Here is an 18,989-nt window from a genome sequence, read left to right as displayed (position 1 = left end):
TCCGAAGCCCCGGGCATCGCCGCCTAGAAGTCGACGTTGGCCGCCAGCCAAAGCCTGCGCCCCTCCTGATTGATCGCATAGGCGGGGGTGAAGACGGTGTTCGCCCCGCTGCGATACGGTTCGTAGACCGCGTAATCCGTATCCAGGACGTTGTAGACCGCCGCCGACAGACGGAACGTCGGCGTTACCTGATACGAGCCGCCGACGTGGAATAGCTGGTAGGCGCGGAAATCGCCGAGCGCGCGTTGCTGGTCGTTGTCGCCGCGATAACGGCTCGAACGAATCTCGGCGCGTGTCCACAGGTTCGCGCGCTCCGACAAACGCCAGCGAAGATTGCCGTTGGCCATGTGGCGCGGCACGCCGACCAGCGGCTCCCCGCGCCCGGCGCCGCTCAACTGCTCCGTCTCTGTATAAGTGTAGTTGAGCACCAGCGACACGGCGCGGCCCAGCGCGAAGCGGCTGGCCGCCTCGATCCCGCGGGTGCGCGCCTTGTCGATATTGATCGATTGACTGAAGAGATCGACCGCCGGGAACGGGCCGACGTCCAGACAGCCCGGCCGGTCGGGGTTGCCCGCGAACCGGCAATTGGGGATGCCCGGACCGGCGGCGATCTTGTCGGTGAAGTCGTTGTTGAACAGCGTCACGTTGCCGCTGACGAAGCCGTTCGCGTCATAATAGATCCCGCCTTCGTAGCTGGTGCTCACTTCGGGCACGAGGTTCGGCGTGCCGAGCAGCGGGATGCGCCCCTGACCGCCGAACCCGATGATGCCCTCGGCGATCTGTTCGACGCGTGGGGTCTTGAAGCCACGGCTGACCCCGCCCTTCAGGGTCAACGCATCGTTGATGTTCCAGACTGCATAGGCACGTGGCGACCATTTGCTGCCGAAGGTCGAATGGTCGTCGTAGCGTACGCCGCCCGTTAGATTGAAGCCGTCGCGGATCGTCAGCGTGGCTTCGGCGAACCCGGCCCATTGCGTGAAGGCGAACGGTTCGGGTGCCACCCCCTCCACCATGCGCGCGCGCCAATATTGCCCGCCCAGCGTGAACGCGACCGCACCCTGCTTGCCGGCGAAGCGGGTGTCGACGATATCGTTGCGCGCTTCCAGCGTGCGCGGGCTGCCCGGTGCCTTGCCCGGCGTGCCGTTCGGGATCAGCCGTCCGATCGTCTCGGTTTCATTGCGCGTCAGCGTCGTATCGAGCGTGCCGAGGCTGGTCCGCCAGCTATGCGCGATGACGTAGTTGGAGCGATTGAAGCGCTGCTCGGGCGCATAGCCGCCCGATCCCAGCGTGCCGAGCTGCCCGTCGCTGTTGTCATAGGCTTGCTCGTTGCGATCGAATTCGATCCACAGGTCGTGGTCGGCATGCGGGGTCAGCGACAGGCGGCCGCCGTAATTGTAGATGTCGGAGCGCACGGGGTTGCGGCCGAGCGTCAGCGCCGGATCGCCCGGGATCGGAATGTCCGAACCCTCGCGGTGGAACACGCTGCCTCGCAGCGTCAGCCCTAGCAGGTCGCGCACGAGCGGGCCCTGCGCGAAGCCGTTGACCGATTGGATGTTCCCGAACCGCTCGTCGCCCTGGACAGTGCTTTCGGCAGTCGCGGTGCCGACCCAGCGGTCGCCGACCTTGCGGGTGATGATGTTGATGACGCCGCCCATCGCGTCCGATCCGTACAGCGTCGACATCGGGCCGCGCACCACCTCGATCCGGTCGATCGCGGAGAAGGGTGGCAGGAAGCTGGTCGATGTCTCGCCGAACCCGTTGGGCGTAACACCGCCCGGTGCGTTCTGACGGCGGCCGTCGAGCAGGACGAGCGTATAGTCGCTCGGCATGCCGCGGATCGAGATGTTGAGTCCGCCGGTCTTGCCGGCCTCCCCGCCGACGTCGATCCCCTGCACGTCCTGCAACGCCTCGGCCAGACTGCCGAAGCGCTTTTCCTCCAGGTTCGCGCGGTCGAGCACGGTGATACTGGCCGGCGCCTCGATGATCCGTTGTTCGTAGCCCGCGGCGGTCACGACCACCTCGCTTCCCGGCGCGTCGGCGTCGCGGTTGTCGCTGCTTCCGACCTGGACCTGCGCCATCGCCGTGCCGGTGCCCAACACAAGCGACAAGGCCAAGGTCGACCCGATCGCCCACCCACCCGCCTTCACATTCACGCGCATCTCTACCCCTTGATGCGATTGACTAGCATTTGCGGGCTGTTGCGGCGTCGGGCGATGTTCGTCAAACGCGATCACCTTCGGCAAAAAGATGTCGCAAACGGGCAAAAGTTGCCGGCCTAGCTAGCCCCTTATTTTCGCTCGCAATTTACCCTCGGGCCCGCAACTCTGTCCTTGCTTAAAGTGCCCCTTGCTACTGCGACTGGGTCGCAGTACTGGTGCTCGCGAGGGGTACATGCCGGACGGAAATGTGAAGACCGACGCGGGGCGGCTCGCCGCCGCGACATCGCGCAAGCGAGCGCCGAACCGTCGCGCATGGTGGGCCAGGCAGATCATTGCCTGGCACTGGGTCAGCGCGGCCGTCGCGCTGGCAGCGATGCTGTTGTTTGCGATCACCGGCGTGACGCTGAACCACGCCGGCTCCATCTCCGCGGACCCGGTCATCGCGGAGGCGACGGGGAAGCTGCCCGCGTCGCTGATCGGGATGCTTGCGCCCGCCGCGCGCGCTGACGCCGCGTTGCCGGCATCCGTCGCCACCGCCGTGCGCGCGCGCGTCGGCGTTGATGTCGCGGGTCGCGCCGTCGAATGGTCGGACAGCGAGGCCTATGTCGCGCTGCCTCGTCCCGGCGGCGACGCCTGGGTCAGCATCGATCGCGCAAGCGGCACGATCCGCGCGGAGACCACCGATCGCGGCTGGATCAGCTATCTCAACGATCTGCATAAGGGCCGCAATGCCGGGGCGGCATGGTTCTGGTTCATCGACGTCGTCGCGATCGCCTGCGTGCTGTTTTCCGTCACCGGGCTGCTGCTGCTGCAACTCCATGCGCGGCGTCGACCCACGACATGGCCGCTGGTCGCCGCCGGCGTCGCGCTGCCCGTCCTCGTCGCCATTTTCCTAATCCACTGACCACGGGAGCTTTTCGATGCGCATCCTTTCCCTTGCTGTGCTCGGCGGCGCGACCGTCGCTGCCGGTCCTGCGTCCGCTGCCGGGACGATCGACATCACGATCCCGCGGTTGGCGGTTGCCGAATATCACCGCCCCTATGTCGCGATCTGGGTCGAGCCGACCACGGGCGGCCCGGCGCGGACGCTCGCGCTGTGGTACGACGTGCGCAAGGCGGGGGCCGAGCCGGGCACCAAATGGCTGGCCGATCTGCGCGCATGGTGGCGAAAGGGTGGCCGCAGCCTGAGTCTGCCGGCCGACGGCGTCAGCGGGGCGACCCGCGCGCCGGGCACCTACCACATCCCGCTGCCCGCCGATCTGCGCCCCGGCCAATATACGCTGAACGTCGAGGCGGCGCGCGAAACCGGCGGGCGCGAGCTGGTGCAGGTGCCATTGGCGGTGCCCGCCCGGGCCGCGCGCGCCGGCGGCTCGCACGAACTCGGTGCTGTCACCGTGGCCGCGCGCTGAATCCCGTCCGAAGGAGTCGACCATGTCCCGTTTTGCCCCGCGGCTGCTCGCCGCCGCTGCCTTGCTCTCCCTTCCCGCGGGCGTGTTCGCGCACCGCCTGTGGCTGTTGCCGTCCGGGACCGTCTTCTCCGGCGCCGACGGTTGGGTCTCGATCGACTTCGCGGCATCGAACGACTTGTTCTATGCCGATCATCAGCCCGGTCGGTGGGAGCAGGTGAAGGTGTGGCAACCCGATGGCGCGCCGGGGCAGGTACAGAACGGCGCCACCGGTCGCTACCGCTCGGTCATGGATGTTAAGCTGGACAAGCCGGGCACGTGGAAGATCGGCACCGAAATGTCGGGGCTGATCGGCAGCTTCAAGGTGAACGGCGAGGAGAAGCGCGTGGGCGGGCGCGGCGGGCCGCCGGGGCCGGATGGCGTCCGCCGCCCGCCGTTGACCGTCGCCGACATTCCGGCGGACGCGACCGACGTGAAGCTGACCGAAACGAACAACCGCAACGAGATCTTCGTCACCGCCGGGGAGCCGACGCGCACGGTCCTGAAGCCGTCCGGCAAGGGGCTGGAGATCGATTACGTCACTCATCCCGACGAGCTGGTGGCGGGCGACACCGCCCGCTTCCGCTTCCTCGTCGACGGGCGACCCGCGCCGGGCCTGAAGGTGACGGTGGTACCCGGCGGCAAGCGCTATCGCAACGCCGAGGGCGCGCGCGAGCTGACGACCGGCGCGGACGGGATCCTGGCCGTGGAATGGCCGCAGGCGGGCATGTACTGGCTCAACGCCAGCCATGAGGACGGCAAGGCCAGCGCACCGCGCGCGACGGCGCGCCGCATGAGCTACACGACCACGCTGGAGGTGATGACGCCCTGACGCCGCCGCGGATCGCCCTGCCCGTCCTACCGGACGCCGCGACGCTGGCGACCCGTGATCGCTGGGCACGGGTGACGACGCTCGGCGGGCCGACCATGGGCACCAGCTGGTCTGTCCGGTGCGCGATCCCGCCGGGTTGGGATATCGCGGCGCTGCAAACCGCGATCGAGGCGCGACTGGACGAGCTCGTCGGCCAGTTGAGCCATTGGGACAGCAGCTCGGCGCTATGCCGGTTCAACACGGCCGCCCCCGGCACGATCGTCGCGCTGCCGCACGATCTGGCGGCGGTTATCCGTCTTTCGCTCCGGGTCGCCTATGCCAGCGGCGGTGCGTTCGATCCGGCGATCGGTCGGCTGGTGGACGAGTGGGGCTTCGGCCCCCCGGGGCCCCGCCCCGCCCCCGATGCTGCTCGGGTCCATGAGGCCCTGACCGAGTCCGGCTGGAGGCAGCTGAAATGGGACGATGCGCGTGCGTGCCTGCGCCAGCCGGGCGGCTTGGCACTCGACCTGTCGGGCATCGCGAAGGGCTATGCCGTCGACGCGATCGCGGACCTGCTGGCGCTCCACGGTATCGACAACTGCCTCGTCGAGATCGGCGGCGAGTTGGTTGGGCGTGGCCTCAAGCCCGATGGCGATCCATGGTGGGTCGATCTGGAGCAACCGCCATCGCTCGATGCGCCCTGGCTCCGGCTGGCCCTGCACCGCTGTGCCGTGGCGACTTCCGGCGACTACCGGCGCGGCGAGCATACGATCGATCCGCGCAACGGCTATCCGGTCACCAATGGGGTGACCTCCGTCAGCGTTATTTCCACCTCGGCAGCGCTGGCGGACGCGCTCGCCACCGCGATCACCGTCGCCTACCCCGACGACAGCCTCATCAACACCTTGGGGGTGGCCGCAAGGATCGTCGTGCGCAAAAGGGGCATGGTCAACGAGTTGCTCACCCCTACATTGCTCGAGATGCTTGAATGATCCAAGGGGTGAAACGACCCAAATGCGGTCATTCGCGGCTGACTTTCCCGCTCCCACATTCAGCCATTCGTTCATTTTGGCGGCGGCGAAAATTGCCAGTCTGCCAAATTCGTTTTGGGCCAATTCGCACCGTCCGCTGTGATGGTTGCCTAGGCATCGTTTGCCTGGCGGAGAGGAGGAATTTTGGGGTGGCGCTTTGCGCCTTAGGCCGGCGATCATTGATGGTGATCGTGGCTCGCCTCATGGATCAGCAAGCGTACCGCAACGCAACGACACATTATTGCTAGTGACTTGCAGTCGCGATCCTGTTAGCTGACTCTGGAATCAAAGGGGAAGTGACAGTGCGTTTTTCGACGATGCTGCTCGCCACCACGGCCGTGGTGGCGATGGCGCCTACGTGTGCATTCGCGATGGGCAAGGACGAGCCTGTGGGCGCAGCCGCTCATCCGGTCGATGCCGAACCGGTGGCGACCGATGAGGTCCGGACCGGCGAGCGCGACGAGCACAACCAGAGCGAAATCGTCGTCGTCGGCAAGAGCTATGGCCGCGAGGTCGGCAAGACGGTCACGCCATTGAAGGACGTCGCCAACACCGTCACCGTGATCGAACGCGAACAGATCGAGGCGCAGAACCTGTTCACGCTGGAAGACGCGCTGACCGCGACCAACGGCATCACCGTCAACGGCATCGGCAGCGAAGACCCGTCCTATTTCTCGCGCGGGTTCGCTATCTCCAACTATCTCGTCGATGGCGTCCCGACGCTGTCCTTCAACTTCCCCGGCGTGGTGCCGGACCTCTTCGCCTATGACCGCATCGAGGTTCTGCGGGGCCCTGCCGGACTGTTCAGCGGCTCGGGCAATCCCTCTGGTAGCATCAATCTCGTCCGCAAGCGGCCGCTTGACGCATTCAAACTGCAAGGCTCCGCCGGCTACGGCAGCTACGACAACCTTCGGCTCGAACTCGATATGTCCGCCCCCCTCGGCGACCGGGCCGGCGTCCGCATGGGCGTGATGGCGCAGGACCAGGATCAGTTCTTCGACTACGCCCATCGCAACCGCGTCAACGCATTCGCCGTGGGCAGCGTCGAGATCGGCGATCACACCACGGTCACCGTCGGTGGCTCCTACGACCGTTTCCGTCCGTCGATCCAGTCGGGGCTGCCGGGCTATGCCGGCGATAGCGCGGGCAACGAAGGCCGACTGCTCGACGTCCGCCGTTCGACGTATCTGGGTGCCGATTGGAACCGGTTCGAATCGAAGACCTGGACGGGCTTCGCCGAAATCGCGCACCGGATCAGCGACCGCTGGACGCTGCGTGCAACGGGCCTGTTCACCGGCGTCGATCGCATCGACATCTACAGCTATGTCGGGAATGCGGCGATCACCACGGCTGCGAATGCGGTGACGCCGGCGCTCGCCAACAACGGCACGACGACGCAGATCGCTTATCGCGGCGACAGCTTTTCCAAGACGCGGTCGTTCGACGTCAACGGGGTCGGCAGCTTTCCGCTGTTCGGACGGGACCAGACGCTGATCCTAGGCGCCGATTACCAGGCGCAGGATTACGACAGCTATTATACCCGCCTCAGCGGCTATGCGCGGATCAACGTCTTCAATCCCGTGTCGCCGACGGAACCGCCGCTCAACCCGTATGCCGCCTCGCCTTATTACCCGGTGCAGGGGACGAACGCGATCTGCCCCAACCAGACGACACCCGTCACCCCCGCGCCGGCCAATTGCGTTCTCCAGAGCTACGGCGGCACCAACACCGTCATCGAACAATATGGCATGTACGGCCAGCTGCGCCTGCAACCGGTCGCCGGCCTTACGCTAGTCGGAGGCGGTCGCCTGACCTGGTGGGAGCAGACGATCGACACGCTGCTCCCGACCCCCGCGCGGGGCCAGCCGCAGAATATCGACAACCGGTTCACGCCCTATGCGGGCATCGTCTGGGACGTGACGCCGAATCTGAACATCTATGGCAGCTATGCCGACAGCTTCACGCCGCAGGCCGCGCCCGCCAACCGCGTCCGCGACGATGGCGGCAAGGTCCAACCGCTGATCGGTGGCCAGTATGAGATCGGCAGCAAGCTGGCGCTGATGAACGATCGGCTGCTGCTGTCGGCGGCCGTCTACCAGATCGAGCAGACCAATCGCATCTTCAATCCGCCGGAACTGACCACCGTCTACCTCCAGGTCGGCAAGGTCCGTGCCCGCGGTATTGAGGCGGAGGCGACAGGCGAGATCCTGCCGGGATGGCGCGTCAACGGCGGCTACACCTTTACCCGCACCAAATATCTCGAGGACACGCAGCCCCAGTATGAGGGCCTGTCGCTGACGCCGATCATCCCCAAGCACATGATCAAGGCGTTCACCAACTACACCGTCCGCGACGGGGCGCTGCAAGGTGCAAGCGTCGGCGGTGGCGTCACTTGGTTCAGCGAAACCTCCGGCGGCACCCCGTCGATCGTCGTGCCGGTCACCGCCGCCACGCCCAACGGGCGGTCGATCTCGTCGGTGGTCCGCCAGCCGGCCTATGCGGTCGTCGACCTGCGCGCTGGCTATAAGGTCAGCGAGCAACTGTCGCTTTCGGTCAACGTCGCCAATGTTCTCGACAAGACCTATTACGCGCGCATCTCTTCTACCGGCCGCGGCAATTATTATGGCACGCCGCGAACGGTGTTCGCGACGCTGCGGTTCGCCTACCCATGATCCCGCCGGCAACCGGTAGGGCCGTGCTGTGGCGACGGCGTGGCGACAATACCCTGCGCCTGATCGCCGCCGTGCCGCTCGGCTACGCCGTCGCCAGCCTGTGGGCGGCGGCGCTGGCACGGGTGTTGCCGATGCCCCGGTCGGAGGCGACGGTAACCGGTACGCTGGTCGCCCTGCTGCTATGCGCGCTGTTCGCGATGTACGCTTATGGCGCGCGCAGCGGCTGGCGGGCGACCTGGGTCCTCGGTTGCACCGGCCTCGTCGCCGGCGGGATCGTCTATTGGTCGATCGCGACGGCGGGGCGGGTATGAGCAAAGGCCTTCGGCAGTCGCAGTCGACGCTGCATACCTGGTCGGGCCTGTTGCTCGGCTGGGTCCTGTTCCTGGTGTTCGTGACGGGGACCCTCGCCTTCTGGCGCGAGGCGCTCAACCGCTACATGCGGCCCGAACTGGCGCGCATCGAACAGCCGATGCGGGTCCTCGACGGGGCGCAACGCTTCCTAGCGAAGAAGGCGCCCGACGCGAAGAGTTGGTTCATCACCATGCCCAGTCCTGCCATGCCCGGGGCTCAGGTCTCCTGGCAGCCGCAGCCGAAGAAGGGCGAGCATGGCGGCCGCCGCGGCGGGGGACGCGGCCGGCGCGACAATCAGGCGCTGATCGGCGCCGACGGCATGCCGACGCACGCTCGCGACACCCGCGGGGGCGAGTTCTTCTACCGCTTCCACTTCGATCTCTATTATCTTCCGGTCGTCTGGTCGCGATGGCTGGTCGGCGTCGCCGCGGTGATGATGCTGGTCGCGATCCTCACAGGCATCGTCACACACAAGAAGATCTTCCGCGATTTCTTCACGTTGCGCCGGCGCAAGGGCCAGCGGTCCTGGCTCGACGGACACAATGCCACCGCGGTGCTCGCCCTGCCCTTCCACCTGATGATAACCTATACCGGCATCGTCACCCTGATGGCCTTGCTGATGCCTTGGGCGACCGTCGCCAATTATGCCGACGAAACCACGATATTCGCCGACCTGTTTCCCGAAGCGCCGGTGGTGGAGCGCACGGGGCAGCCGGTACCGATCCTACCGTTGTCGGCGATCGCCACAGATGCGGAACGTCGGCTCGGCGGTCCGATCGGCGCCATCCAGGTGAGCCAGCCCGGCGATGCCGCCGCGCGCGTCACCCTCCATCGCACGCCAGCCTCGCTGCTCAATACGCGGGCACCGTCGATCACCTATGATGGAACCAATGCCACGCCCGTCTGGCGATCGCCACCGCCCGGCGGGGCAGCGGCGACCGCCGGCGTGATGATCGGACTGCATGCGGGCCGGTTCGCCGACCTCCTGCTACGCTGGATCTACTTCCTCTGCGGCGTCGCGGGGACACTGATGGTGGCCAGCGGATTGGTGCTATGGACGGTAAAGCGTCGCGAGAAGCTTCCTGATCCCGCCCGCCCGCATCTCGGCTTCCGCATGGTCGAGCGCCTCAACGTCGCGGTTATCGGCGGATTCCCGCTCGGCATCGCAGGGCTGTTCTGGGCGAACCGGTTGCTGCCGGCAGCTCTGCCCGGAAGGTCACAATGGGAAGTCCATGTCCTATTCATCGCCTGGGGCGGCGCGGTGATCCTGTCGCTGCTGAGGCGACCTTCCGCGGTCTGGCCAATCCTGTTCGGGGCGACCGGCATGCTTTTGGCCGCGCTGCCGATCTACAACGTGTTCGGCACACGGTGGAATGCCGTCAGCTCGATCAGCGCGGGCGACCTGCTGCCCCTGAGCGTCGATCTCACCATGATCGTCTTCGCTGTCGCATTCCTCTGGCTCGCCCGTCGTGTGGCGCGTTACCGCCCGCCCGTCCGCGCGGGTCGCCTTGCCCGTACAAGAGCAGATGCTCTGTCTAAGTTGGAGGCAGTGGCATGACATGGCTGACCCTTATCCTAGCGGTGCTGGCGTTCGGGTGCCTCGGCTTCGCCACCGATGACCACCAACAGCGCTTGACGGGGCGGCGGCTTGCATCCGCGACCAAAGCCGGATGGCGCGCAGGCGCATGGGTCGCTCTGGCCGTTGCTTTGGGTAGCGCCGTGGCGGCACGTGGCTGGGTGTTTGGTCCTGTGCTGTGGTGCGGAGTGGTAATGCTGGCGGCAGGCATTGTGTTCGTCGCGCTCAACTTCATTCCCCGGCGAACATCTGCAACAGGCAAGTGAGGGTATGCGGGATCGCCATGCGGATAGGCTATGGTTTCAAGCCTATCTCCAACATACCTGGCGTTGTTTTGGTCCGGCGCGACCCACAAGTGGACGTTCGGTCCGTCCTATCGACATCCCAGAAGCGGACGCTCGTTCACCCGCGATCTGCATCGGCGAGTAGCAGCCAATCGGCACGTCGAGCGCCATTCGATCCTGTGTGACCTTTCCACACGGATGTCGATTCCGGTCGCCCCGCCATTAAAGGCGCCGGTGTGTGAGGTCTTTGTGCCAGCCATTCTGCTCAATCGCGCCACAGCTCCAGCCGCAGGATCGCGCCACCTACCGGGGCATTTGCAGCGGTGATCGTACCGCCATGCGCCACCGCAACCTGCCGTGCGAGCGACAGGCCGATGCCGGTCCCGGTCGGCTTGCTGGTGAAGAAGGGCAGGAACATGTCAGCGCGCACGTCTTCGGCGATGCCTGGTCCGTTGTCCTGAACCAGGATCACGACGCGGTCTGCGATCTCCTCGATCCCCAGCGCCGCCCGGTCGGCACCGGCTTCGGCGGCGTTCTTGAGCAGATTCAGCACCGCCTGCAGAAGCAATTCGGGATCAGCGTTGATCAGCAGCCCCTCGGGCCGCACCGCCAGTTCGACCTCGACCAACCCCCCGAAGCTCGCCTCACGGAACAGGTCGATAACCGATTGTGCCCAGGCGGCGGCATCAAAACGGCGACGCGCGACCAGCGGCAATGTCGCATAGCGGCGATAGCTGGCGACGAAGCCGAGCAGCCCCCCCCGCCCGGTCGGCGACGATGTCGATCGCGCGCCGGGCATTGCGGACGGCATCGTCGGGTGCGGCGATCCGCCCCATCAGCGTCGACGCCGATTGGGCAAGCGACGTGATGGGAGTCATCGAATTCATGATCTCGTGCGTCAGCACGCGCACCAGATCCGCCTGCGCTGCGACTTCGGCGGCATCAAGCTCGCCACCGATTGGGGCGATGGCGACCAAGCGGACGGGCGCCTGCGGTCGGATGACGTCGGTAATGGTCACGATCGCACGGTGGTGGCCAGTCGGCGTGTCGAACGACAGCAACGTGCGCCCCAGCCTGCCCGTCGCCGGATCGCAGGCGAGCGCCAGTGGCGAGTCCGCGCCCGCCAGCGCCGTGATCCGTTGTCCGTCACCGTCCCGGAACAGCGCCCGCGCGGCCTGGTTCAGCAGCCGCACCATGCCCTCGCCATCGACGGTGATCAGCGGCACCGGCGTCTTCTCGACCAGGGCGCGCTGGAAGCGGACATCCTCACCCGCCAGTTGCCGCTCGTCGCGCAGGCGCGCGGTGGCACGGTCGAGCGCCTCGGCGACCGGGCCGGGGCCGAAGCGTTGCGACAGGTCGCCATGCCCGACCGCCTCGACGAAGCGCATCAGGTCGCGGTCGTGGCGACCGAGAAACCGCAGTAGCGATACGACCAGCCCGATCAGCACGAGGGCCAGGATCAGCAGTAGGATCAAGCTGTCGGGCCGTGCCCAAACCCACGACACCCCGCCCCAGGCAACTGCGATCGCGGCCAGATGCGCCAGCAGGCCAGGCAGATGACGGTCAGAGGCCATGCTTCTCCATCCGGCGATAGAGGGCGAAGCGCGACAGGCCGAGTTCGGTCGCGGCGTGGGAGATATTATAGCTGTGCTTGCGCAGCGCCGCCTCCACCGTCTCGCGTTCCAGTCGTTCGAGGTTGAGCCCGGACGACGCCTGCGTCGGCGGCGGGGCGGCGACCATCGGTGTTGCCGCCCCGCCGCGCCCCAACGGGAAATCGTCGATCTGATAGGCGTCGCCGGGGGCCAGGATCACCGCGCGTTCCGCAGCGTGGCGCAACGCGCGGACGTTGCCCGGCCAGTCGTGCGCGACCAGTACCGCCAGCACCTCGGAAGGCAGCAAGCGCTCGGGTGCCGCATAGCGCTGTTCATAGTGGCGCAGATAATGCGCGAGCAGCGCGGGAATGTCCTCGCGCCGCTCGCGCAGCGGCGGCAATTCGATTTCCACCGTATTCAGGCGGAACAACAGGTCCTGGCGGAACACGCGGTCGTCGGCGAGCCGTGCGTGATCGAGGTTGGTGGCGGCGATCACGCGGACGTCGATCACCTCCGACCGGCTCGATCCGACCGGAGTCACGCGACGCTGCTCCAACGCGGTCAGCAGCTTGGGCTGGAGGTGGAGCGGCAGATTGCCGACCTCGTCGAGGAACAGCGTGCCGCCAGCCGCCGCGCGCAGCCGCCCGATGCTGTCGCCGCGCGCGTCGGTGAAGGCACCCTTCACATGGCCGAACAACTCGCTGTCGAACAGCGTCTCGGCCACCGCGCCCAGATCGACCGTCACAAGCGGCGCGGCGGCGCGGCGCGAGGCGGCGTGGATCGCGCGGGCGACGAGCTCCTTGCCGGTGCCGTTCTCGCCCAGGATCATGACATTGGCCTGGGTCGGTCCCGCGCGCGCGATCAACGACTGGACGCGGCGCATCGCTGGACTGTCGCCCAGCAACGCCAGTGCGGCGGCGGTCGGCGCAGCGGCGGCGCCTTCCGTCCGCATACCCTCGCCGCGACCGGCCTGACGGCGCGACTGGCGCAGATTGGCGGCAGTCCGCACGGTCGTCAGCAGCCGGTCGTGGCTCCAGGGCTTGGACACGAAATCGGTCGCGCCGCGCTTCATCGCCTCTACGGCCACCTGCACACCACTGTGCGCGGTGATGAGCACGACCGCCGCGTCGGGATCGACCTCCAGGATCGCGTCCAGACAGCGGAACCCTTCCGCAGCGTTGGTCGCGCCGCGCGCGAAATTTCCGTCGAGCAGGATCACGTCGGGCGACCGCGCGACGCTGGCCATCGCCGCGTCGGGCGAGGCGGCAGTGACCACCTCGTCGAACAGGTCGTGCAGCAGCATCTGTGCGGCGACGAGGATATCTGGGTCGTCGTCGATGACGAGCGCCAGGGCATAGGGTCGGGACGAGGGCATTGCGGCTCCGCTCAGGAACGTCGTTCGGATGCTACTAAACAGAAATCGTGCCAGCTTCGACGGCGCAAGATGTGCGGCATCGCACGGCGGCCCGTGCGGTCGCGAACGCAGTGGGCGGCGGTCCGCCAGCGCCAATCCGGCAGGTACATGTAATCGCTATGTTTTTTAAACTGGCACGATCGCTGCTGAAGGAAAGGACGTCGGCATCCCGCCGGTCGAAAGGATTTCCATCATGCTCGCCACCCTGCTCGCCCGCACTGCCTATATGACCTCAGCGATCGTCTCGAGCGGGCTGCTCCTCGTCTATGTGACGGTCCTTCCCGTCCCCGCACAGGCTTCTGCACCCGCCGTCACCGCGATCGCTGCGCGCTGAAGCGTGCGGAGGCGCACGGCCTACTGTGCGGACCCGCACAGTCAGCGCGCCCCAAGCGCACACCCCCGCTCCTGCGCACAACTGGCACGGGGCTTGCGACCCGCTGGATGGGAGGCCGATCAATGGACGGAGCGATGACGATGGACGACGCACCCCGCGCGGTCAGCGGGCACGGCATGGATCGTGTCGTCGCCCGTCGCGGCCTGCCGCGCTCGATAAAGATCGCTGCGCTGGTGGTGGTCGTCGCGCTGGCCCTGGCCGGTATCTACGTCGCGGCCCCAGCCGCCGACAGCCGCCGGATCGCGGCGTCCCGCCTTACCATCTCCCCCGTCACCGACGGGCGGTTCGAGGATTTCCTGCCGCTGCGTGCCCGCGTGACCCCCGCTCGTCACCGTGTTCCTGGACGCTGTAGAGGGCGGCCGCGTCGACCGCATCCTGGTCGAGGACGGCGCGACCGTGATGAAAGGCCAGCTGCTGGCGGTGCTGTCGAACGCCGATCTGCAACTGTCGGTTCTCGCGCGTCAGACCGAAGTGACCCAGCAGATCAATTCGATGCGCAGCCAGGAACTGGCGCTGGCTCAGACCCGCAACCAGAACGAGCGCGACCGGATCGAGGCCGATCTTGCCGCAACCAAGGCGCGCCGCCTGTACGAGGTGCAGGCGCCGCTCGCCGCCAAGGGCTTCGTTGCGGGCCGCACCTTCAAGGACACCGCCGACGACTATGCCTATCAGCGCCGGCGCGAAACGGTGCTGCGCACCGCGCAGGCGACCAACGAGCGGTTGCAGAGCAGCCAGCTCACGCAGCTGCGTAGCTCCGCCCAGTCGCTCAACGCCAGCCTCGACATCGCGCGCGGCAGTCTTGACGCGCTGAACCTTCGCGCGCCGGTCTCCGGCCAGCTCACCGCGTTTCAGGTCCAGCTCGGCCAGTCGATGGCGCGCGGCGCTCGGATCGGCCAGATCGACAGCGTCGGCCGGTCCAAGCTGGTCGCCGCGGTCGACGAATATTATCTCGGCCGCGTCGCGATCGGCCAGACCGCCACGATCGAGTGGAACAGCAAGAGCTTCGCGATGAAGGTCGCCAAAATCTATCCGCAGGTGAAGAACGGCACGTTTGAGATCGATCTGGTCTTCACCAACGGCGAGCCGTCGGCGCTACAGCGCGGGCAGACGATGCAGGCGAAGCTGACGCTCAGCGACCCGTCGCCGGCGCGCCTCATTCCCAACGGCGCCTACTATAACGATACAGGCGGCGCCTGGGTCTTCGTGGTCGCGTCCGATGGCCGCTCGGCCGAGAAGCGCTCCGTACGTCTCGGCCGCCGCAACAGCGATTTCATCGAGGTTCTCGATGGGCTCGACCGCGGTGAACGCGTCATCACTTCTCCCTATACCGGGCTCGTCGACAAGACGCGGCTCGATCTTTCCGCCGACTAAAAGGGTTTTCGCCGATGCTTTGCATGACCGATCTCTCACGCGTCTACCGCACCGACACGGTGGAGACCTCCGCGCTCGACGGCGTCGACCTCGACATCGCGCGCGGCGAATTCGTCGCGATTATGGGCCCGTCGGGCTGTGGCAAGTCGACGCTGCTCAACATCATCGGGATGCTCGACAGCCCGACCTCAGGTTCGTACCTGTTCGACGGGCAGGAAGTCGCGACGCTGGGCGAAGCGGCGCTGTCCGACATCCGCAAATCGGCGATCGGCTTCATCTTCCAGAACTTCAACCTGGTCGACGAGCTGACCGTGCGCGAGAATATCGAGCTTGCGCTGCTCTACCACTCCATCCCGGCAGCTAAGCGGCGTGAGCGGGTTGATGCGGTGATGGACAAGGTCGGCATCGCCCATCGCGCACGGCACCGGCCCAGCCAGCTGTCGGGTGGCCAACAGCAGCGCGTCGCGGTCGCCCGCGCGGTCGTCGGCGAGCCCAAGCTGATCCTCGCCGACGAACCGACCGGCAACCTCGATACCGCGCACGGCGAGGAAGTCATGCGGATGCTGCGCACGCTGAACGAGGAAGGCGCGACGATCGCGATGGTCACCCACTCGCCCGCGCATGCCGCCTATGCCGGGCGTACCGTCGAGATGCTCGACGGCCGCGTCCTCGTCCAGACCCGCCGCGCAGCCTGATCCAGGGGAGATGTCCGCCATGTGGCGCAACTATCTGACCACCGGCGCACGTGCGCTGCTGAAGAACCGCACCTATGCGGTGATTACCGTGTTTGGCCTGGCGCTGGGCCTGGCCGCCGCCATGCTGATCATGCTCTTCGTTCGCGACCAGCTGTCCTACGACCGCGCGGTGCCCAGCGGCAGCGACGTCTATCAGCTTCAGGAGACGTTCGTCGCCCTGCGCAACGGCGAGGACGCGACGCAGCAGAGCACGCCCTATGCGACCGGCCCGGCGATGGTGAAGGACTTTCCGCAGGTCGTGGCGGCGACCTATCTACAGAACACATCGATGATCGCGCTGGAACGCGGCCAGCCGCTACGCACCGAGGTGAGTCTGGTCGGTCCGGCCTATTTCACGGTCTTCCCGCAACGCTTCCTCCGCGGTGAGGCCGCGACCGCGCTGCGCGACGCGAACAGTCTGGTCGTTGATGCCACGCGCGCGAAGACCCTGTTCGGCACCACCGATGCGGTCGGGCGGACGCTGACCGTGCTGAAGCGCGACCAGCAGATCAGCTACCGGGTGACTGCCGTCGTCGCCGATGCGCCGCGAAACTCGCACAACCAGGCGTCCATCTTCGCGCTGTTCACCGCCGATCGCCTGTCGCCGGGTGAAGACGCCAACTGGGGCTGGACCAACGGCTACAATTACGTCCGCCTGCGCCCCGGCACCGACATCGCGCCGATCAACGCGCAGATGCAGGCCTGGGCCGACCGCAATGCGCCTAAGGAGACGGTCGACGGCAAGCTTGTGCGCCAGGCCGAAAACGCCAAGTTCCGACTGATCGCGCTGCCCGACATCCACCTGAGCGGCGCGTGTTGCGGTCCGGCCGGCAACGGCATGTCGTGGACGACGATCACGACCTTTTCGATCCTGGCCGTGCTGATCCTGTTCATGGCGTGCGTGAATTTCACCAATCTGGCCACCGCCCGCGCCTCGCAGCGCGCGCGCGAAGTGGCGCTACGCAAGGTGCTGGGCGCGTCGCGGCGGCAGCTGGTCACGCAATTTCTGGTCGAATCGCTGATCGTCGCGACGATGGCGACCGTGGTCGGACTCGGCCTGGTCGAGCTGGGTTTGCCCTGGCTACGCCAGTTCTTGGATGCCGGTATCCCACTGCACTATGTAGGCGCGGACGGCATTCTGTGGCCGGCGATCGGGCTGACCTTGCTGGTCGGGCTGGTCGGTGGGCTCTACCCGGCTTTCTACTTGACGCGGTTCCAGCCGGCGCAGGTGCTGAAGGCCAACCGCTCGGCCGCCGACACCCCCGGATCGGGCCGGTTGCGCAACGCGCTGGTCGTCTGCCAGTTCGCGATCTCAATCGGCCTGATCGCCGCGACCGCGATCGTCTTTGCCCAGATGCGCCATACGGTGTCGGCCGATCCGGGTTTCCGCCGCGAGGGCATCATCCAGGTCGCCAACATGACCCGCGCGCAGGTGACACCATCGATCGCCGCGCTCGAGCAGGAGATCGGCCGGGTGAAGGGCGTCGAGCAGGTCGCGCTGACGTCGATCGCGATGAACACACCGATGCGATCCTCGACCAGCCTGGTGCAGCCGGGGCGGCCTGCGGACAGCATCGGCGTCTATCGCGTGGGCTATGGTTTTTTCGAGACGATGGGGATGCGCCTGCTCGCCGGCCGCACGCTATCGCGGAGCCGCGCGCTCGACGATGCGACGATGATCGACGATCCCGAGGCCAGCCAGAGGCTGTTCGAGCGGGGGATGACCATTGTCGTTACCGCCTCCGCGCTCCCCAAGCTGGGCGTCGCTTCCCCAGCGGCCGCAATCGGCAAGACGGTGGGTCTGGGCATAAGCGGCTTCAACGATATTGCTCAGCCTGCGACGATCGTCGGCGTGGTGGCGGACCCGCGCTTCCGCGGCGTACGCGAACCGCTCGATGCCACGGCGTTTTACCATACCGACGCCAATCTGAGCTTCCTGACGGTGCGCTTTGCCGATCCTGACCCGGCGGCCGTGATGACGCGGGTCGGCTTGGCGTGGAAGCGGGTGGTGCCGAACGTACCGTTCGAGGCGCAGTTCGCCGACGACGCGGCAGCCGAGCTCTATCAGGCCGACCAAGCGCTCGGCACGATGTTCGCCGGCTTCGCGCTGCTGGCGGTGCTGATCGGTTGTCTCGGCCTGTTCGGGCTCGCGGCCTTCACGGCCGAGCGCCGCACCAAGGAGATCGGCATCCGCAAGGTTCTGGGCGCCCGAACGCGTGACATAGTGCGGTTGCTGGTGTGGCAGTTCTCCAAGCCCGTGCTGATCGCCAACATCATCGCGTGGCCACTCGGCTATTGGGCGATGCGCAACTGGCTGAACGGGTTCGACGACCGCATCGCGCTGACGCCGCTGCCGTTTATTCTGGCCGGCGCGCTGGCGCTTGTAATCGCGATCGTGACGGTCGCCGGCCACGCGACGCGAGTCGCACGCGCCAAGCCGATCACTGCACTTCGCTACGAATAGAGAGGTACGCACTCATGGAGCTTGCACCCGTTATCATCGTCATCGGCGGCAATATCGTTACATTCGCTCTGGCTGTGTCTTTTGCGGCGGGGTGGTACGGGGGTCGCAACTGCCAAGCCCGGTGCCCGCCTAACGAACTAGTCCGTGAGCAGAAGACGAGTACCGATCTTATCGCCGTGGCAGACCTACGCGTGCGAATTCACCGTCTGGAGGCCATAGCGGCGGGGATCGATCTGTAAGCGTGGACATCGTTCCGGTCGTGCCTGTCCTCGGCCCCGACCGGAGTATCCGGTTAGTCGCGGTGACCGCACGGCGTTGAGCTAACTGAGTTGACGCTGTGACCCAACAGAGGGTGAAAGCGGGCATTCTTTTATCCAGTATGCGAGCTGCCTGATACAAAGTTCGAAGACCCAGTTGCAGACGTTCGGGATCCCCTTCCCGCCTCCCAACTTCAGACATTCGTTCAGGTCCGGTCGGCGTCTCGAGCGGCAACCGTGGAATGACGACATCTGGGACATTTCTGCCGTTTAACGGAGACGTGGCGAACGACGGGTCTTATCAAATGCCGACGTTCAGCGCGTGCCCCTCTGATCTCATGGGCCGATCGAGCCCGGCCGTGGGTGCTCTGGCAGGTCCTGGGCGAGCCGAGCCGCCTTGCTAACATTCGGGGCGGTTGCTTACCTTGGCGTTT

The 18,989-nt window shown here is 66.5% G+C and carries 17 protein-coding genes; 12 read left to right on the top strand and 5 right to left on the bottom strand.

Annotated features, from left to right (window positions below; all coding sequences use genetic code 11):
* Positions 1-23 precede the first annotated feature (23 nt).
* Positions 24-2,159 carry a TonB-dependent receptor domain-containing protein gene (locus PGN16_RS16295; RefSeq protein ID WP_443019669.1) on the bottom strand — a complete coding sequence of 712 codons (2,136 nt, stop codon included), beginning with the start codon at positions 2,157-2,159 and terminating at the stop codon, positions 24-26.
* A 247-nt stretch (positions 2,160-2,406) separates the two neighbouring features.
* Between PGN16_RS16295 and PGN16_RS16290 the strand changes: the two genes are divergently transcribed.
* The 8 genes from PGN16_RS16290 (at position 2,407) to PGN16_RS16255 (ending at position 10,311) form a co-directional block, all read left to right on the top strand.
* A complete protein-coding gene (locus tag PGN16_RS16290) occupies positions 2,407-3,063 on the top strand; it encodes a PepSY-associated TM helix domain-containing protein (RefSeq protein ID WP_335310429.1) in 657 nt (218 codons plus the stop codon).
* A 16-nt stretch (positions 3,064-3,079) separates the two neighbouring features.
* Positions 3,080-3,568: a DUF2271 domain-containing protein gene (locus tag PGN16_RS16285; RefSeq protein ID WP_335310428.1), complete on the top strand. Its 489-nt coding sequence runs from the start codon at positions 3,080-3,082 to the stop codon at positions 3,566-3,568.
* Positions 3,569-3,590: 22 nt separating this feature from the next.
* On the top strand, positions 3,591-4,436 hold the full coding sequence (locus PGN16_RS16280) for a DUF4198 domain-containing protein (RefSeq protein ID WP_335310427.1): 846 nt from the start codon (positions 3,591-3,593) through the stop codon (positions 4,434-4,436).
* A 71-nt stretch (positions 4,437-4,507) separates the two neighbouring features.
* Positions 4,508-5,407 (top strand): FAD:protein FMN transferase, encoded by a 900-nt coding sequence (locus PGN16_RS16275; protein ID WP_335310426.1) that lies wholly within the window; start codon positions 4,508-4,510, stop codon positions 5,405-5,407.
* 341 nt (positions 5,408-5,748) lie between these two features.
* Positions 5,749-8,118: a TonB-dependent siderophore receptor gene (locus tag PGN16_RS16270; RefSeq protein ID WP_335310425.1), complete on the top strand. Its 2,370-nt coding sequence runs from the start codon at positions 5,749-5,751 to the stop codon at positions 8,116-8,118.
* Positions 8,115-8,429, top strand: coding sequence for a hypothetical protein (locus PGN16_RS16265; protein WP_335310424.1), 315 nt, complete (start codon positions 8,115-8,117; stop codon positions 8,427-8,429). Before PGN16_RS16270 ends, PGN16_RS16265 begins: the two co-directional genes overlap by 4 nt.
* A complete protein-coding gene (locus PGN16_RS16260; protein ID WP_335310423.1) occupies positions 8,426-10,027 on the top strand; it encodes a PepSY-associated TM helix domain-containing protein in 1,602 nt (533 codons plus the stop codon). The genes PGN16_RS16265 and PGN16_RS16260 overlap by 4 nt, the downstream gene beginning before the upstream one ends.
* Positions 10,024-10,311: a DUF3325 domain-containing protein gene (locus PGN16_RS16255; RefSeq protein ID WP_335310422.1), complete on the top strand. Its 288-nt coding sequence runs from the start codon at positions 10,024-10,026 to the stop codon at positions 10,309-10,311. The genes PGN16_RS16260 and PGN16_RS16255 overlap by 4 nt, the downstream gene beginning before the upstream one ends.
* Before the next feature lie 283 nt (positions 10,312-10,594).
* On the opposite strand, the gene PGN16_RS16250 is transcribed toward PGN16_RS16255, so the two are convergent.
* From PGN16_RS16250 to PGN16_RS16240, 3 genes are read right to left on the bottom strand one after another with little or no spacing between them, the layout of a single operon-like run.
* Positions 10,595-11,044: a sensor histidine kinase gene (locus PGN16_RS16250; RefSeq protein WP_335310421.1), complete on the bottom strand. Its 450-nt coding sequence runs from the start codon at positions 11,042-11,044 to the stop codon at positions 10,595-10,597.
* Positions 11,016-11,903, bottom strand: a complete 888-nt coding sequence (locus PGN16_RS16245) for a hypothetical protein (protein WP_335310420.1) — start codon at positions 11,901-11,903, stop codon at positions 11,016-11,018. Before PGN16_RS16245 ends, PGN16_RS16250 begins: the two co-directional genes overlap by 29 nt.
* A complete protein-coding gene (locus PGN16_RS16240) occupies positions 11,893-13,296 on the bottom strand; it encodes a sigma-54-dependent transcriptional regulator (protein WP_335310419.1) in 1,404 nt (467 codons plus the stop codon). Before PGN16_RS16240 ends, PGN16_RS16245 begins: the two co-directional genes overlap by 11 nt.
* Before the next feature lie 232 nt (positions 13,297-13,528).
* Here PGN16_RS16240 and PGN16_RS16235 point away from each other — a divergent pair, with 232 nt between their 5' ends.
* Positions 13,529-13,669 (top strand): hypothetical protein, encoded by a 141-nt coding sequence (locus PGN16_RS16235; protein WP_335310418.1) that lies wholly within the window; start codon positions 13,529-13,531, stop codon positions 13,667-13,669.
* Positions 13,670-13,788: 119 nt separating this feature from the next.
* Here the strand turns inward: PGN16_RS16235 and PGN16_RS16230 are convergent, their stop codons facing one another.
* A complete protein-coding gene (locus PGN16_RS16230; protein ID WP_335310417.1) occupies positions 13,789-14,061 on the bottom strand; it encodes a hypothetical protein in 273 nt (90 codons plus the stop codon).
* Position 14,062: 1 nt separating this feature from the next.
* Between PGN16_RS16230 and PGN16_RS16225 the strand changes: the two genes are divergently transcribed.
* From PGN16_RS16225 to PGN16_RS16215, 3 genes are read left to right on the top strand one after another with little or no spacing between them, the layout of a single operon-like run.
* Positions 14,063-15,100: an efflux RND transporter periplasmic adaptor subunit gene (locus tag PGN16_RS16225; protein WP_335310416.1), complete on the top strand. Its 1,038-nt coding sequence runs from the start codon at positions 14,063-14,065 to the stop codon at positions 15,098-15,100.
* A gap of 14 nt (positions 15,101-15,114) precedes the next feature.
* Positions 15,115-15,795, top strand: a complete 681-nt coding sequence (locus tag PGN16_RS16220) for an ABC transporter ATP-binding protein (protein ID WP_335310415.1) — start codon at positions 15,115-15,117, stop codon at positions 15,793-15,795.
* Between the two features lie 10 nt (positions 15,796-15,805).
* On the top strand, positions 15,806-18,298 hold the full coding sequence (locus tag PGN16_RS16215) for an ABC transporter permease (protein WP_335310414.1): 2,493 nt from the start codon (positions 15,806-15,808) through the stop codon (positions 18,296-18,298).
* Positions 18,299-18,989 lie beyond the last annotated feature (691 nt).

Source organism: Sphingomonas phyllosphaerae (assembly GCF_036946485.1).
Lineage (GTDB): Bacteria > Pseudomonadota > Alphaproteobacteria > Sphingomonadales > Sphingomonadaceae > Sphingomonas > Sphingomonas phyllosphaerae_E.
Note: the sequence above shows the minus strand (reverse complement) of the source record. Positions and strands in the feature narration are given on the sequence as shown.

Coding starts and splice junctions, on each gene's coding strand:
- PGN16_RS16280 (WP_335310427.1), top strand. CDS start 3,591: ATGTCCCGTTTTGCCCCGCGGCTGCTCGCCGCCGCTGCCTTGCTCTCC.
- PGN16_RS16220 (WP_335310415.1), top strand. CDS start 15,115: ATGCTTTGCATGACCGATCTCTCACGCGTCTACCGCACCGACACGGTG.
- PGN16_RS16235 (WP_335310418.1), top strand. CDS start 13,529: ATGCTCGCCACCCTGCTCGCCCGCACTGCCTATATGACCTCAGCGATC.
- PGN16_RS16255 (WP_335310422.1), top strand. CDS start 10,024: ATGACATGGCTGACCCTTATCCTAGCGGTGCTGGCGTTCGGGTGCCTC.
- PGN16_RS16245 (WP_335310420.1), bottom strand. CDS start 11,903: ATGGCCTCTGACCGTCATCTGCCTGGCCTGCTGGCGCATCTGGCCGCG.
- PGN16_RS16295 (WP_443019669.1), bottom strand. CDS start 2,159: ATGCGCGTGAATGTGAAGGCGGGTGGGTGGGCGATCGGGTCGACCTTG.
- PGN16_RS16240 (WP_335310419.1), bottom strand. CDS start 13,296: ATGCCCTCGTCCCGACCCTATGCCCTGGCGCTCGTCATCGACGACGAC.
- PGN16_RS16285 (WP_335310428.1), top strand. CDS start 3,080: ATGCGCATCCTTTCCCTTGCTGTGCTCGGCGGCGCGACCGTCGCTGCC.
- PGN16_RS16260 (WP_335310423.1), top strand. CDS start 8,426: ATGAGCAAAGGCCTTCGGCAGTCGCAGTCGACGCTGCATACCTGGTCG.
- PGN16_RS16215 (WP_335310414.1), top strand. CDS start 15,806: ATGTCCGCCATGTGGCGCAACTATCTGACCACCGGCGCACGTGCGCTG.
- PGN16_RS16265 (WP_335310424.1), top strand. CDS start 8,115: ATGATCCCGCCGGCAACCGGTAGGGCCGTGCTGTGGCGACGGCGTGGC.